The organism is Streptomyces sp. NPDC020917 (assembly GCF_044333795.1).
Classification (GTDB): Bacteria; Actinomycetota; Actinomycetes; order Streptomycetales; family Streptomycetaceae; genus Actinacidiphila.
Map to the genome: position 1 here is coordinate 170,492 of NZ_JBIRRR010000019.1, position 14,676 is coordinate 185,167.

Genomic DNA, 14,676 nt, shown 5'->3' on the forward strand with positions numbered 1-14,676 from the left:
AGAACGGCATGTGCCTGGCGGTGCCCGGCAAGGTCATGGAGATCGAGGAACGCGACGGGACGCGGATGGCGACCGTCGACTTCGGCGGTGTGGTCAAGGACGTGTGCCTGGAGTACCTGCCGGACCTCAAGGTCGGCGAGTACACCATCGTGCACGTCGGCTTCGCGCTGCAGCGGCTCGACGAGGAGTCCGCGCTGCAGAGCCTGGCGCTGTTCCAGAACCTCGGACTCCTGGAGGAGGAGTTCGGCGACCCCTGGGAGCAGGCCGCGGACGCGGCCGCGGAGCCTGCCCCGACCGGCGAGGGGCGGGGGCCCGCCCACCCGCGGACCGCTGAGGAGGCACAACGGTGAAGTACCTCGAGGAGTTCCAGGATCCGGAGCTGGCCCGCAGGCTGCTCGACCGGATCCACGCCACGGTCACCAAGCCGTGGGCGCTGATGGAGGTGTGCGGCGGCCAGACGCACTCCATCATCCGGCACGGCATCGACCAGCTGCTGCCGGACCAGGTGGAACTCATCCACGGGCCCGGCTGCCCGGTCTGCGTCACGCCGCTCGAAGTCATCGACAAGGCACTGGAGATCGCCTCCCGGCCCGGCGTCATCTTCTGCTCGTTCGGCGACATGCTGCGGGTGCCCGGCACCGGCCGCGACCTGTTCCAGGTCCGCGGCGAGGGCGGTGACGTGCGGGTGGTGTACTCCCCGCTGGACGCCCTGCGGATCGCGCAGCAGAACCCGGACTCCGAAGTCGTCTTCTTCGGCATCGGCTTCGAGACCACCGCGCCGCCCAACGCCATGACCGTCCACCAGGCCAAGCGGCTCGGCATCCGCAACTTCAGCCTGCTGGTGTCCCATGTGCGGGTCCCCCCGGCCATCGAGGCCATCATGGGCTCCCCGGACTGCCGGGTGGACGCCTTCCTCGCCGCCGGGCACGTGTGCAGCGTGATGGGGACCGGCGAGTACCCCGAACTCGCCGACCGCTTCCGTGTGCCGATCGTCGTCACCGGGTTCGAGCCGCTGGACATCCTGGAGGGCGTGCGCCGGTCGGTCACCCAGCTGGAACGCGGCGAGCACACCGTCGAGAACGCGTACAGCCGGGCGGTGCGGCCCGAGGGCAACCCGGCCGCGAAGGCGATGCTCGACGACATCTTCGAGGTGACCGACCGCGCCTGGCGCGGCATCGGCGTGATCCCGCGCAGCGGCTGGCGACTGGCCTCCCGCTACCGGGACTTCGACGCCGAGCACCGCTTCTCGGTGGAGGGCATCGCCACCCTGGAGCCGGCCGAGTGCCGCAGCGGCGAGGTCCTGCAGGGCCTGCTCAAGCCGCACCAGTGCGAGGCGTTCGGCACCACGTGCACGCCGCGGACCCCGCTCGGGGCGACCATGGTCTCCAGCGAAGGGGCCTGCGCCGCCTACTACCTGTACCGCCGGCTCGGCGGCACCCCCGCACCCGTGGAGGCGACTCCCGTTGGCTGACATCACCGGCATCCCGGCCTCCGGCACCGGCTCCGGTACGGGCACCGGCACGTCCGCGGGCCCCGTGCCCGCGCAGACGACCGCGCCCGCCCCGGACTTCTCCGGCTGGACCTGCCCCGCGCCGCTGCGCGACCTGCCCCGGATCGTCATGGGGCACGGCGGCGGCGGGGCGCTGAGCGCCGAACTCGTCGAGCACGTCTTCGCACCGGCCTTCGGCGGCCCGGTGCTCGCCGGGCTCGGCGACTCCGCCCGCCTCGAACTCGGCGGCGCGCGGCTGGCGTTCAGCACCGACTCGTACGTGGTGCGGCCGCTGTTCTTCCCCGGCGGCAGCATCGGCGACCTGGCGGTCAACGGCACCGTCAACGACCTGGCGATGAGCGGGGCGCGGGCCGCGTACCTGTCCTGCGGCTTCATCCTGGAGGAGGGGGTGTCCGTGGCCGTGGTGGCCGAGGTCGCCCGCGCCCTGGGGGCGGCCGCCCGCACCGCCGGCGTCGAGGTGGCGACCGGCGACACCAAGGTCGTCGAGTCCGGCCACGGCGACGGCATCTACGTCAACACCGCCGGCATCGGCCTGATCCCCAACGGCGTGGACATCCGGCCGCAGCGCGCGGTGCCCGGCGACGTGGTGATCGTCAGCGGGCCCGTCGGGCAGCACGGGGTGGCCATCATGAGCGTGCGCGAGGGGCTGGAGTTCGGCGTCGAGATCCAGAGCGACTGCGCCGCGCTCGGCGGCCTGGTGCAGGCGATGCTCGACGTGACCCCGGACGTGCACGTCCTGCGGGACCCCACGCGCGGCGGCCTCGCCGCGGCGCTGAACGAGATCGCGGACGCGGCCTCGGTGGGCGTCGTCGTGCACGAGAACCGGGTGCCGGTGCCGCCCGAAGTGGCCAACGCCTGCGCGGTACTGGGCCTCGACCCGTTGTACGTGGCCAACGAGGGCAAGCTGGTGGCGTTCGTGCCCCGGCAGGACGCCGACGCGGTGCTGGCCGCCATGCGCGCCCACCCGCTGGGCGCCCAGGCGGCGGTCGTCGGGGAGTGCGTCGCGGACCACCCCGGCATGGTGGTGGCGCGCACGGCACTCGGCGGCACCCGCGTCGTCGACCTCCCGCTCGGGGAGCAACTGCCGCGGATCTGCTGACCGGGACGCCGCGGCCGGGTCGTCGCGGCCGGGGCGTCGCGCGGGCGGTGCCCGCCTGCGACGGCCCGGCCGCGCCGCGCTCACCCGGCCGTTTCGCCCGTCAAGCGGCGGGCGGTCACCGTGATCGCCTCGCGCTCGTGCTCGGGGGTGTGGAAGCCGTGTCCTGCGCCGGTGACCGCGTGGAACTCCCAGTGCGGGAGGGCCTCCGCGGCCTGCCGGGCGATGTCGAACGAGACCAGCGTGTCGCGGTCCCCGTGCAGCACCAGCGCCGGCGGGCCCGCCGCGGCGTAGCCGTCGAGCGGCCGGCAGCGCGCCATCTCGGCGAACAGCACCCGGCCGAGGGCGAAGCGGCCGTCGAGCAGCAACTGCCCGTCGCGCGCCAGCTCCGCCATCGGCTCGGGGCCGAAGTTGGCCAGGCCCCAGGGCAGTTCGGGTTCCAGGAAGGTGCGGCGCAGGTCCAGCACCGGGTTCCACAGCACCAGATGGCGCAGCCGCGGGCCCAGCCAGGGCATCGACAGGCCGGTGGACACGGCCCCGAAGCTCGCCGCCACCACCGACAGCGGACCGGGGAACTCCCGCTCCGCGTGGCCGGCGACGGCCTCCAGGTCGAGCATCTCGCCGGCGATCGTGATGCCCTGCGGGCCGCCGCCGCTCTCCCCGTGCCCGCGGAAGCTGAACCGGACGGTGGTCAGGCCCAGTTCGGCGAGGCGCTGGGCGAGCCGGACGAAGGCGCCGCCCTCGTCCATGGTGGCCGAGATGCCGTGCACGAGGAGCACCGTGCCCCGGGAGCCGTCCGCGGGGAAGCCGGGTGCCGGGCGGTGCACCACGGCGTCGAGCACGACGCCGTCCGGTGCGGTCACCTGGACCCGCCGCACGTCCCACGCGTCCGGAACGGGCCGGCCGTTCTGCCTGTCGTGCGCCTCGTGCACGTGCATCTCGCCGTTCACAGGTGCTCATCGCCTCCTCGGGTGTCGGGGGAACGGTAGGGGATCCGGGGACGGCTCACGGCGTCCAGCGGTACAGCAGGACCTTGTTGAGCAGGTCGTCCTCGACCTGGACCAGGTAGTCCCCGTTGGAGCGGCGGGTCGCGGTGAGCCCGTACGGGATGTCGACCCAGCCGGTGCGGTCCACGCCGCCGACGTTCGCGCCCGGCTGCCAGGTGCCCACCGGGCTGGCGTCGGCCGCCTTCCACACCCACACCTGCCCGCGGGTCGCGATGCCGCAGGCGAAGATGTAGTCGCCCGCGTAGTCCATCGTCACCATGGTCACCACGGGGTTCGCGGCGGTGTCCCAGGGCAGCACCAGCGTCCAGGTGGGCGTGCGGTTGCCGGTGCTCCACTTGTCGTAGCGCACCAGGACCTTGCCGCACTCCTTCCAGTGGGCGTTGTCGAAGAGCTGGTCCGGGGTGTACCCGGACATGTACATCACGTCGGTGTTCACGTCGTAGTGCAGCCGGCGGACGACGTTGAAGGGAGCCGGCAGCGGGATGCTCTGCCGGCTGGCGTAGGTGTAGATCGGGTTGCCCTGCGCGTCGAAGCCCTGAAGGGGGTAGTAGCGCAGGTCGCGGTCGCCGCCCTCCCAGATGTTGCCGTTGTCGTCGACGAACCACACCCAGCAGTTGCTGGGGGAGTTGAGGCCGGTGCCGGTCTGGAGGTACTCGCCTGCCTCGAAGGCGCCGTTGCCGCTGATGTCGCGCCAGATCCACTCGCCGGTGGCAGGCTGGTTCGGCGGCCACGTGGGGTCGTCACCGTTCCAGTGCGCCTTGAAGATCGCCCCGGACGGCTTGGCGATCTCGCCCTGGAAGCGGTAGATCAGCATGTGGGAGCAGTACATGCCGGTGACGAACATGTACAGCTGGCCGTTCAGCCGCCGCAGGAACGGCGATGCGGCATGGTGCTGATGGCCCGTCAGGAACAGCCGCGCGTCCTGCGGGTAGGCGACGGAGTCCAGGGTGTAGCTGCGCCAGGTCGCGTCGGTGCCGGGCGCCCGCGTGTAGTTCATGCTGTAGTGGCACTGCTTGGTGTAGACCTCGATCCCGTCGGCGGTCGGGTCGAAGTCGCCGGCGTCGACGAAGGCGCTGCCCTGGAGCTGCCAGACCACCGTTCCCGCGGAGTTGAACTTCCGCAGCCAGGTGCCGAACTCGAACATCGCGAGGTAGACGTTGCCCGCGGAGTCGCCGCCGACGCCGACGATGCCGAAGAACTTGTCCGAGGTGACCCGGCCCGGCGTCCCCGCCCCGATGCCGCCGGCCTGGCCGAGGCTGCGGGCCAGCGAGGGCGTCCCGGACAGGTTGGTGTACGTGTGCACCTGGCGCAGCGGGCCGTTGTCGCCGACCAGCAGGTCCCCGTGCACGTCGATCGCCAGCGAGGTGGGGATCCAGGCGGAGGACGGGCCGCTGATCGTCCCGCCCAACTGCGTACCGGTGTTGGAGAAGTGCAGGATCTGTGCCGGACGCGACGTGTTGACGTGCCAGAAGTGCCCGTCGTTGGTGTCCCGGGTGACGTTCGCGACGACCCAGATGTCGCCGTTCGCGGCGATCGCCACCGAGCCGGGCTGGTTGACGCTCCAGCTGCGCACCAGGGCGCCGGTGGCCGCGTCGAAGATCTTGACCTGGTTGGCCGACCGGTTGGTGGCCACCACCTGGGTCGCCGAGGCCGCGGCGGCGGCCGGCGGGCTGCCGACCGCGAAGGTCAGCGAGGTGGCGGTGCCGTCCCGGTTGTAGCGGGTCAGGCCGTTGCCGACGCTGAGGTAGACGTAGGAGTCGTTGACCGCCACCGCGTCGCCGTTGGCGCCGCGGCAGTTGCCGATCATGTGGCCGTCCTTGTAGATACCGGCGTAGTTGCCGGCCTCGTCCCAGAAGCTGACGGTGTAGACGGTGCCGTCGGACGCGACGGCGATGTTGAAGACGAAGTCCTGCACCCACTCGGTGGCACCCGAGAAGGTGTTCCCGGTCCAGGAGGTGACGACGTTCGTCAGGGTGTTGGTCGGGGTGACCATCGGCGTCATGGCCGCGGGAGCGGCCGCGCCGGCCGTGGTGGCGGACGCGCCTGTGCTGCCCGCCGCCGCGGCGCGGGCCGTCGCGGTGCCCGCCGCCGGGATCGCCAGGGCGGCGCCGGCGACGATCGCCGCGTTGCGGCCGTGGGTGAGCATCCGGCGGCGGCTCATGGAGCGGTCGGGGGACGTGGACTCGGGCGTGGAGGACGACGGTGCGGGTTCCTGCTCGCTCATATCAGGGGTCCTTCGTCATGGGCCGGCCGCTGAGGGCCTGCCGAGCCGAGCGAGTGTCCGTTCACTTGACGGCGGTAAAGCTAGAACCGGTCCTGAGCCGCGTCAATGCCTGGAACCACTTTCGCTGTGACCGTCGAAGCTCGGCGGTCCTCATCCTCTGTCACGTGAGCGCTCACCAACCGGCCAAGGCGGCGTCCCCAGGGGTGCGGGCGGAGCCGCGGGGCAGCGCCGTCTCAGTCGGTGAAGTAGTCGGGGTACTGCTCCCGCAGCGCGGGGGCGTAGCGGCGCACCCGGCCGATGTGCGCGCGGAGGATCTGCTGCCCGCCCTCGACGTCGCCGGCCTCCAGCGCGTCGACGATCGCCGTGTGCTCCTCGATCAGGTCCCCCACGCTGCCGATGTCGGGCTGGGCGAGCCGGCGCAACCGGTCGAGCTGGACCTTCATCGGCTGCATGACGGTCCAGGCGCCGTGGTAGCCGCTGATCACGAAGATCTGCTCGTGCAGGGCCTCGTCGGCGTCGAAGAAGCCGGCGAGGTCCTCCTCGGCCCGGTAGCGGTCCTGCTCGGCCAGCAGCGCCCGGCACGCGCCCACGCCGCGGTCGGCCTTGCCGCACGCGACGGCGAAGGCCGAGACCTCCAGGCTCTCCCGGACGAACCGCGCTTCCTCGACGTCGCGCAGGCTGATGCGGCCCACGGTGGTGCCGACCTGCGGGATGACGGAGACCAGCCCGCTGTCCACCAGACGCGCGATCGCCTCGCGCAGCGGCGTCCTGCTCACCTGGAGCCGGGCGGACAGATCGGTCTCGGACAGCGAGGCCCCCGGCGGGATCCGCAGGGTCCGGATCGCCGACATCAGCTCGTCGTGGACCCGGTCGGACGTGCGGACGCGACCGCGCGTGATGGGCCGGAGCGACCCGGCATCACGCTGGGTGCCCGCTGGGGTGCTGCTCACCGATCATTCCCTTGCATAGGCGCATGCCGGACTTCCGGCAGGGCCAGGATAGGTGCCACCGTGCGCGACCGGTTCCGGACGAGGGGGCGCGGGAGAGGATGCGTCCTCGCCCGCGCCCCGCCGCCCTGCGGGTCGGCCGTCAGCCGTGCTCACCGCGGGTGCTCATCGTCCAGTTGTCGAAGTCGTACACGACCGCCTGGTCGTCGACCCTGGCGATGAACCGGGAGCCCTGCTGGTCCTGCTGGAGCCACGGCGTGTCGAACAGCTTGAACCCGTCGTAGTTGATGGGCTTGCCGTTCACCAGGTGGGTCGCACCGGGCGCCTGGGTCGGGTCGTCGAAGGTGATGTCCAGGTCGTCGCCGGTCAGGCTGTGGTACACCAGCCGCGGGTCGGCGTCGTCGACGTGGCTGGTGTCCAGCCGGGTCTTGGTGGTCAGCGCCGTCGCGAAGGCGTCGAGGCTGGCGTACTTGGAGGTGTCCCCGGTCTCCAGCACCCACCCGTTGCGGTCGGCCTGGCTGCGCAGGATGTCGTAGCTGTAGCTCGGGGTCGTCGTCGGGTGGATCTGGGTGGTGGTCTTCACCTTGTTCGACGGGTCGTTGGGCGTCTGGTGGTACCAGGTCGCCGGCTTCGCCATCTTGAACGCGAAGTACATGGTGCCGGTGTCCACGACCGTCCAGCCGTCCACCTGGCGGCGTTCCTTGATCGAGCCGGTGTCCGGGAACATCGCGTTGACGTAGTTCTCGGTCTGGTTGCCGTCGGACTTGAAGACGCCCACGGCCGTCGGGCCGTCCTGCATCACCCGGTGCTCGGCCGGCTGGTCGTAGTTGCCGACCGGCGCGTTGCCCTGATCGACCGACACCCGGAACAGCGGGTTCGCCGCGTCCGACTGCCAGCGCAGGTCAAGCGGCTGGTCCTCGATCCAGTTGTCGACCCTGCGGTACTGCACCTCGGTGCCCAGACCCCAGGTCGGCCGCACGTAGGTGGTGCGGTAGACGTCCATGGCGTTGCCGCTGGAGTTCTGCATGTTCGTCTTGAACGAGGTGTAGGACTTGTTGGTCATCTGGCCGATCTTCACCGCGAGGGCCGGCGGCGTGTAGGTCGTGCCGGACCAGGCGAGCAGGCCGACGTACTCCAGGTCGGGGCGGTACGCCGAGGGCGCCGGGTTGTCCGACTCGCCCACGCCCTGCTGCGCGCGGTGCTCACCGAAGTACGTCCAGGCGAGTGAGGTGTGGTCCGCGGGCCGCCACGTCGGGTCGTTGACCGACGACAGGTCGCCCTTGGCCCGGCTCTCGGACGAGATCATGTAGCCGTTGTCCCAGTCGTTGGCCCACTCGAACCACATGACGTCCATGGCCATCTTGACCTCGTTGCGCAACTGCGGGTCGTTCGACCACTGGTAGAGCGCGTTGAGGCCGAAGTACGTCATGATCGTGTACTCGGGGCTCTCGTACTCGGCCCAGCCGCCGTGGACCGCCTTCTGCACCATCTCCTCGATGTTGGCCTTGCTCGCGGCCATCAGCGCCGCGCCGGAGGTGCCGTTGGTGTCGGCCACGTCGGGGAGGTACTGGCCGACCAGGTAGCCGGTGACGTAGGTGCTCATCCGCAGGTTCTCGGTCTGCGGCAGCTTCTTGTAGCTGTACTGGCCGAAGTAGTGGCGCACGTCCTGGAGCATCGCGGGGCTGAACTGGTCGCCGGCCATGAGGTAGGCGTACATCCGCGACAGCCACTTGTACTGCTCGTAGTCGTAGCCCTGGTAGAGCTTGTCGAGCTTGCCGAGGTTCGTCGCGACGTCCTGGTGGTCCACCAGCTGCGCGGTGTACTCGGCGATGTTGATCGGGCCCTCCTCCTCCTTCATCGCCTTGGTCTTGTCCCACAGCCACTGCGACCGCGTCTGCTGGGTGCCGGGGAAGGGGGCGGGGGCGGACGGCACGTAGGGGGCGGTCGAGACGTGCAGCGGGGCGCTCATCGGGCTGACGTTGCCGAACGCGTCCTTGGCCCGCACCGTGAAGTCGTAGGCGGTGCCCGGCACCAGCCCGGTGACCACGGCCTGGGTGGTGGAGCCGCTGACGGACTGGACGAGGTAGCCGTCGCGGTAGACGTCGTAGCCGGTCACGCCGGTGTCGTCGGTGGACGGGCTCCACACCAGCGGCACGCTGTCCTGGGACGGCTTGCCGGCCGTCAGGTTCGCAGGCGTGGACGGCGGGGTGGTGTCGTTGATCGCACCGGCGTCGTACACCCCGAGGTTGTCGACGGTGATCGCCTCGTCGGTGCCGCCGGTGTCGACGCGCACCTGGAAGCCGAGCTCGACGGAGGTCACCAGCCGCTTGCCGCCGTTGGGCACGATGGTGAAGCGGTACTGGGGGATGTCGCTGTCGTCGACCGGCTGGAGCGCGCCGGAGGTGTCCTTGTACGCGGCGGTGCCGGTGAGGCTCACCGACGGGACCGGGAAGCGCGGCACCATGACGTTGTCGAAGTTGCCGAACTGGATCTGCGCGTAGATGTCCTTGGCGACCGGCTTGTCGCTGGCCGCGCTGCGCCTGAGGTCGAACTTCAGCACGAACTGCTCGGCGGGGCTGCCCACCGGCAGGCTGTAGACGGCGTTGATCCGGTCCTTCAGCGAGCCGGTGGAGAAGCGGTGGTAGAAGTAGCTGGCGAGGGCGGCCCCCTGGGAGGCGTCCCGCAGTTCGAGGGCGTTGTTGCCGCCCACGTCCACGATCTGCTGGGTACCGCCGGTGGTGGTGCTGCCCTGGGTCAGGGGGCTGGTGCCGCTGTCCATCGTGGTGTCCATGTCCGCCGCGAGCAGGTTGACGGGCGTGTCGTCGGCGGCGACGGCACCCTGGGACGGTGCCGCGAGAAGCACGGTGACGCACAACGACGCCACGGCTCCGTACAGGACTCTCATCGAGCATCCTTTCGTTGACACTGGCTGACTACTTGACGGCCCCTGCGACCAGGCCCTTGCTCCAGAACGACTGCAGCGACACGAACATGGCGACGACCGGCACGACCGACAGCATCGCCCCGGTGACGACCGTGGCGTACCCGATGGGGTAGCCCTGCATTTCGCGCCAGCCGACGAGACCCACGGTCACGGGCTGCAGACGGCTGTTGGCGAGCATGAGCGAGGGGAGAAGGAAGTTGGTCCAGATCGCGACGAACTGGAACAGGAAGACGGTGACCATGGCGGGGGCCATGATCCTCATCCCCATGGCGAAGATGCGCAGTTCACCCGCACCGTCGATGCGGCCGGCCTCGATCAGCGCGTCCGGTATCGAGGACGCGGCGTAGATCCGGCTGAGGTACACGCCGAACGGGCTGACGATGCTCGGGATGAACACCGACCAGAAGGTGTTGACCACCCCGGTGTGGCTGAACAGCAGGTACAGCGGGACGGCGAGCACCGGCGCGGGCAGCAGCACCGCGGCGAGCACGGTGCCGAACACCGCCTCGCGGCCGGGGAAGGGGAGCTTCGCCAGCGCGTAGCCGCACATCGCGGCCAGCAGCGTGGAGACGACGCCGCCGCCCACGGCGTACAGCAGCGAGTTGAGCAGCCACCGCGAGTAGATGCCGCCCTGGGCCTTGAACAGCGTCTGCACGTTGTCCCAGAGGGCGAAGTGGTGGCCGAACCAGAAGCCGCTGCCGGAGAACAGCTCCCCGCTGCCCTTGGTGGCGGACACGATCAGCCACCACACCGGGAGCAGGAAGTAGAGGGCGAAGAGCGTCATGACGGCCAGCACGAACAGCCGGGACGTGGGGTTCACGTGCGTCAGCGGGCTGCCCTTCGAGCGCCGCGGTGGCGGCGGCGCGGGCCTGGCCGTGGTGGTGCGCGCGGGCGGGTGCATCGTGCTGGTCATGAGTCGGTCCTCTTGGCCGACGCGCGGAAGACGGCGACCGACAGCACGCAGATCAGCGCACCGAGCACCACCGACTGCGTCGCCGCGTAGTTGAAGTTGTTCGAGGACACCGACCGCAGCGTGGCCATGATCGGTGTGTAGGTCGACGACAGGTTCGGTGCCACCGACTTCATGGTGGCCGGCTCGTTGTAGAGCTGGAACGTGCCGATGATCGAGAACACCAGGGTCATCAGCAGGGCCGGGCGGATCTGCGGGACCTTGACGAGCAGCGCGGCCCGCCACCCGGTGCAGCCGTCCAGCGCGGCGGCCTCCATGGTCTCCTGCGGGATGGCCTGCAGGGCCGCGTACATCAGGATCGTGTTGTAGCCGGTCCAGGCCCAGGTGAGGATGTTCGCGATGGAGAAGGGCAGGGCCGCGTCGCTGACGAAACTGGCGTGGATGCCGGCCGAGTCGAGCAGCCGGGTGACCGGGCTCAGCGACGGCGCGTACAGGAACGACCAGACCAGACCCGCGATCACGCCGGGCAGCCCGTACGGGACGAAGTAGGCGACCCGGAACAGCCGGCCGCCCCTGACGGCCGGCGAGTCGAGCATCAGGGCGAGCGCCAGCGCGACGACGAGCATCAGCGGCACCTGGATCACGCCGATGAAGGCCACCCGCCCCAGCGAGTTGAGGAAGTCCGTGTCGTGGAACACCTGGACGTAGTTGTCGAAGCCGGCGAAGACCGTCCGCGACCCGGTGAGCCCGAGACCGGACCGCTTCACGGCGAAGAAGCTCTGCTCCAGGGAGTATCCGGTGGGGATCAGGTAGACGCAGACGAAGAGCAGGAGGAAGGGCAGGACGAAGGGCGCGGCTCGGCGGAGTTCGCGAAGTCGGCGCCGGCGGTTCGTCACGGCGGACGTCACGGAGGACACGGTCACCTTCTCTGAGGAGGAACGGGTGCGGGGGAGCGGTGCGGGGGAGCGGGGGGCCGCGGTCCCGCGGCCCCCCGCGGGGACGGCTAACTCACCGAGAAGCCCTGGGACTTCAGGGCCGTGACGGTGCTCTTCTGGGCGCCGTCGAGGGCGTCCTGGTACGACCCCTTCTTCGTGTGGATCCTGCCGAGCCCGTCACCGAGCGACGTCGCCGAGGTCGACATGATCGGACCCCACACCCAGCCGTCGTTCACCTTGGCCGACTCGGTGCGGAACAGCTGGTAGATGCGCTGGCCGCCGTAGTAGGCCTGCGGGGCGTCGAGCGCGGAGTTGGCCAGCCCGGACTTGGACGCGGGCAGGATGGCCGCCGACGCGATCAGGTTCGACACGGAGTCGCTGTTCGTCGACATCCACGTGGCGAACTCGGTCGCCTCCTTGGGGTGCGCGCAGTCCTTCATCACGGCCGTGGCCGATCCGCCGGAGTTGCCGACCGCGTCGGAACCGGCCCAGCGCGGCATGGGCGCGACGCCCCACTTGCCGGTGGAACCGGCCGCGTTGTCGCGGATCAGGGACGCCGACCAGACCGGACCGACCTCTGCCCAGACCGTTCCCTTGCTCCACGCCGAGTACAGCGACGCGTCGAAGGCCGGGTACGAGGTGAGCAGCCCCTTGTCGTAGAGGCCCTGCCAGTAGTCGCCGACCTTGCGGTTGGCGGGGCTGTCGAAGGACACCGACCAGGAGTCGCCCTTCACCCCGAACCACGGGGCGCCGCCCTGCCAGGCGAACCCGGCGTACAGGTAGGCGTCGGTGGGCAGGTTCATGATCCGCGAGGACGGGTCCGCCGCCTTCACAGCGGCCGCGGCGGCCGCGAACTCGTCCCAGGTCTTCGGCACCGCGATGTGGGCCTTGGTGAACAGGTCGGTCCGGTAGAACATCGCCATCGGTGCGGTGTCCACGGGCACGCCGTAGGCCTTGCCGTCGACGCCGACGTTGTTCCACACCCAGTTGGGGAACTCCGCGCGGTCCTTCTCGACGTACTTGCTGACGTCCTGGAGGACGCCCGCCGCCAGGAAGCTGGAGAACGTCTCGTACCCGACCTGTGCCAGGCAGGGGGCGTTGCCGGCCTTGGCGGCCGTGAGCATCTTGTCGTAGCCCCCGGCGCCGCCGTTGGTGACGGCCTCGTACTTCACGTGGATGTCCGGGTGCGTCTTGTTCCAGAGGGCCACGGACTTGTCGTAGCCGGCGGCCCAGCCCCAGAAGGTGATGTCGGCCGGGCCCTTGGATTCAGCTGTCGGGCTGCTGCTACTGCTGCACCCGCTCAGCATGATGGTGGTGGCAGCGAGGATCGCTGCGGCAGTGAGCCTCGCCCTGCGCTTGATCATGACGTCCCCTCGGTTTGCTCTTACAGCGCGGTGCGCTTGTGCTGCCCGGCCGATGGCGGGGAATACTTGCATACAAGTACGCTGGCATGCAAGGATTCTGACATGAACGCTCCCCGACCAGCGCGCATGCCGGATCAGGCGCCCCGCGGACCCGCCGGAGTGCTGTCGCCGATCAGCCGGGACGGCCGGCGGACCCGGACCTCCGACCTCGTCCACGACGAACTGGTGTCCGCCATCCGCACCCTGCACCTGGCGCCGGGCTCCTCCCTGTCCGAGACGGAGATCGCCGAGCGCCTCCACGTCAGCCGGACGCCGGTGCGCGAGGCGATCGCCCGGCTCGCGGACGCCGGCCTCGTCCACGTCGTGCCGCAGGTCGGCACCAGGGTCGGGCTGATCCGCCTGTGGGACGTGGAGGAGGCACGCTTCGTCCGCGAGAGCCTGGAGGTCTCGGCCTTCGAGGCGGCGTGCGGCAGCTCCGCCCTCGACGTCGGCCGGCTGCGCGCCCTGCTGGACCAGCAGGAGGAGAGCTACCGCGCCGACGACCACGACGCGTTCTTCCTGGCCGACGAGGCCCTGCACGCCGAGGTGTTCGCCCTCAGCGGGTACCTGCGGGCCTGGCAGGCCGTGCAGCGGATGAAGCTGCAACTCGACCGGCTGCGCCGGCTCGCCCAGCCGGACACCGCGAGCATGCGGGACCTGATCGACGAGCACCGGCTGATCGTCGACGCGCTGGAGGCCCGCGACGTCGCGGGCGGGCGCGAGCTGATCAGCCGGCACGCCAGGCGCGCGCTGGAACGCGTCCCGGCGCTGTGCGCGCAGTATCCGGACTACTTCACCGAATGACCGGGCAGACGCCGCCCCGGCGGCGGCCCGGCGGGGTCAGGACGCCCCGCACCACCGCGCGCCCCGCGCACCCCTGTGCATCCCGCACGCCCGATGAAGGCCCCGGAAAGGACGATCCCACGTGAGCAGGTTCGCCGGACGGACGATTCTCGTCACAGGTGCCGGTTCCGGCATCGGCCGCGAGATGGCGCGGCAGTTCCTCGAAGAGGGAGGAACGGTGTACGCGGCGGACCTCGACCCCGGCGCCGTGCCCGAGGGCAGCACCCCGCTGAAGGTCGACGTCACCGACCCCGACTCCTTCGCCGCCGCGGTGGACCGGGCCGTGTCCGAGACCGGCGCGCTCCACGTGCTCTGCAACAACGCGGGCGCTTCCTCCACCACCGGCGTACTGGACTGCGACCTCGAGGAGTGGGAGCGCACCTTCGCGGTCAACAGCCGCGGCGTCTTCCTCGGCACCAGGCTCGCCCTGCCGCACATGCTCGCCCAGAGCGACGGCGCCATCGTCAACACCGCCTCGGTCGCCGGGCTGGTCGGGCTGAAGGACCGCGCGGCCTACTGCGCCAGCAAGGGCGCGGTGATCGCCTTCAGCCGCCAGGTCGCCGTGCAGTACGCGGGCACCGGCGTGCGCTGCAACTGCGTGTGCCCCGGCACGGTCGACTCGCCTTGGGTGGGCCGGCTGCTCGCCGCGGCCGACGACCCGGAGCAGGCGCGCGCCGGGCTCGTCGCCCGGCAGCCCATGGGCCGGCTGGGCACCCCGACCGAGGTCGCGGCGGCGGCCCTGTACCTCGCTTCCGATGCCGCCACGTTCATCACCGGCACCGAGTTGGTCATCGACGGCGGTCTGCTCGCCGGCTGACCATCCCCTACCACCGAACGGATCACCGTGAAGCTCCTGC

The 14,676-nt window shown here is 70.7% G+C and carries 12 protein-coding genes; 5 read left to right on the forward strand and 7 right to left on the reverse strand.

What is annotated here, in order from left to right; translation table 11 throughout:
* Positions 1–8: 8 nt before the first annotated feature.
* The 3 genes from ACH4TG_RS31835 (at position 9) to hypE (ending at position 2,609) form a co-directional block, all read left to right on the forward strand.
* The gene (locus ACH4TG_RS31835; protein WP_398246068.1) at positions 9–350 is read left to right on the forward strand and encodes a HypC/HybG/HupF family hydrogenase formation chaperone; all 342 of its coding nucleotides are present in this window, start codon (positions 9–11) and stop codon (positions 348–350) included.
* Entirely contained in the window at positions 347–1,471 is a 1,125-nt protein-coding gene (gene hypD, locus ACH4TG_RS31840; RefSeq protein ID WP_398246069.1) for a hydrogenase formation protein HypD, read from the forward strand. The genes ACH4TG_RS31835 and hypD overlap by 4 nt, the downstream gene beginning before the upstream one ends.
* A 148-nt stretch (positions 1,472–1,619) precedes the next feature.
* Positions 1,620–2,609, forward strand: a complete 990-nt coding sequence (gene hypE / locus ACH4TG_RS31845; RefSeq protein ID WP_398246095.1) for a hydrogenase expression/formation protein HypE — start codon at positions 1,620–1,622, stop codon at positions 2,607–2,609.
* An 80-nt stretch (positions 2,610–2,689) separates the two neighbouring features.
* Here hypE and ACH4TG_RS31850 read toward each other — a convergent pair whose 3' ends face one another.
* The 7 genes from ACH4TG_RS31850 to ACH4TG_RS31880 form a co-directional block, all read right to left on the reverse strand.
* Entirely contained in the window at positions 2,690–3,556 is an 867-nt protein-coding gene (locus tag ACH4TG_RS31850; protein ID WP_398246070.1) for an alpha/beta hydrolase, read from the reverse strand.
* A 55-nt stretch (positions 3,557–3,611) separates the two neighbouring features.
* Positions 3,612–5,837: a hypothetical protein gene (locus ACH4TG_RS31855; RefSeq protein WP_398246071.1), complete on the reverse strand. Its 2,226-nt coding sequence runs from the start codon at positions 5,835–5,837 to the stop codon at positions 3,612–3,614.
* Positions 5,838–6,070: 233 nt separating this feature from the next.
* A complete protein-coding gene (locus ACH4TG_RS31860; RefSeq protein WP_398246072.1) occupies positions 6,071–6,787 on the reverse strand; it encodes a GntR family transcriptional regulator in 717 nt (238 codons plus the stop codon).
* Between the two features lie 139 nt (positions 6,788–6,926).
* Positions 6,927–9,689, reverse strand: coding sequence for a fibronectin type III domain-containing protein (locus ACH4TG_RS31865; protein WP_398246073.1), 2,763 nt, complete (start codon positions 9,687–9,689; stop codon positions 6,927–6,929).
* A 28-nt stretch (positions 9,690–9,717) separates the two neighbouring features.
* A complete protein-coding gene (locus tag ACH4TG_RS31870; protein ID WP_398246074.1) occupies positions 9,718–10,641 on the reverse strand; it encodes a carbohydrate ABC transporter permease in 924 nt (307 codons plus the stop codon).
* On the reverse strand, positions 10,638–11,555 hold the full coding sequence (locus ACH4TG_RS31875; protein ID WP_398246075.1) for a carbohydrate ABC transporter permease: 918 nt from the start codon (positions 11,553–11,555) through the stop codon (positions 10,638–10,640). The genes ACH4TG_RS31870 and ACH4TG_RS31875 overlap by 4 nt, the downstream gene beginning before the upstream one ends.
* An 86-nt stretch (positions 11,556–11,641) precedes the next feature.
* Positions 11,642–12,937: an ABC transporter substrate-binding protein gene (locus tag ACH4TG_RS31880; protein WP_398246076.1), complete on the reverse strand. Its 1,296-nt coding sequence runs from the start codon at positions 12,935–12,937 to the stop codon at positions 11,642–11,644.
* Between the two features lie 102 nt (positions 12,938–13,039).
* On the opposite strand from ACH4TG_RS31880, the gene ACH4TG_RS31885 reads away from it, so the two are divergent.
* Both ACH4TG_RS31885 and ACH4TG_RS31890 read left to right on the forward strand, forming a co-directional pair.
* Positions 13,040–13,780, forward strand: a complete 741-nt coding sequence (locus tag ACH4TG_RS31885; protein WP_398246077.1) for a GntR family transcriptional regulator — start codon at positions 13,040–13,042, stop codon at positions 13,778–13,780.
* A gap of 121 nt (positions 13,781–13,901) precedes the next feature.
* Positions 13,902–14,636, forward strand: a complete 735-nt coding sequence (locus ACH4TG_RS31890; protein WP_398246078.1) for an SDR family NAD(P)-dependent oxidoreductase — start codon at positions 13,902–13,904, stop codon at positions 14,634–14,636.
* Positions 14,637–14,676: the final 40 nt, after the last annotated feature.

Bases quoted from the DNA above. Each gene is read 5' to 3' on its own strand.
- ACH4TG_RS31865 (WP_398246073.1), bottom strand. From the start codon at position 9,689: ATGAGAGTCCTGTACGGAGCCGTGGCGTCGTTGTGCGTCACCGTGCTT.
- ACH4TG_RS31870 (WP_398246074.1), bottom strand. From the start codon at position 10,641: ATGACCAGCACGATGCACCCGCCCGCGCGCACCACCACGGCCAGGCCC.
- ACH4TG_RS31855 (WP_398246071.1), bottom strand. From the start codon at position 5,837: ATGAGCGAGCAGGAACCCGCACCGTCGTCCTCCACGCCCGAGTCCACG.
- ACH4TG_RS31835 (WP_398246068.1), top strand. From the start codon at position 9: ATGTGCCTGGCGGTGCCCGGCAAGGTCATGGAGATCGAGGAACGCGAC.
- ACH4TG_RS31885 (WP_398246077.1), top strand. From the start codon at position 13,040: ATGAACGCTCCCCGACCAGCGCGCATGCCGGATCAGGCGCCCCGCGGA.
- ACH4TG_RS31880 (WP_398246076.1), bottom strand. From the start codon at position 12,937: ATGATCAAGCGCAGGGCGAGGCTCACTGCCGCAGCGATCCTCGCTGCC.
- hypE (WP_398246095.1), top strand. From the start codon at position 1,620: ATGGGGCACGGCGGCGGCGGGGCGCTGAGCGCCGAACTCGTCGAGCAC.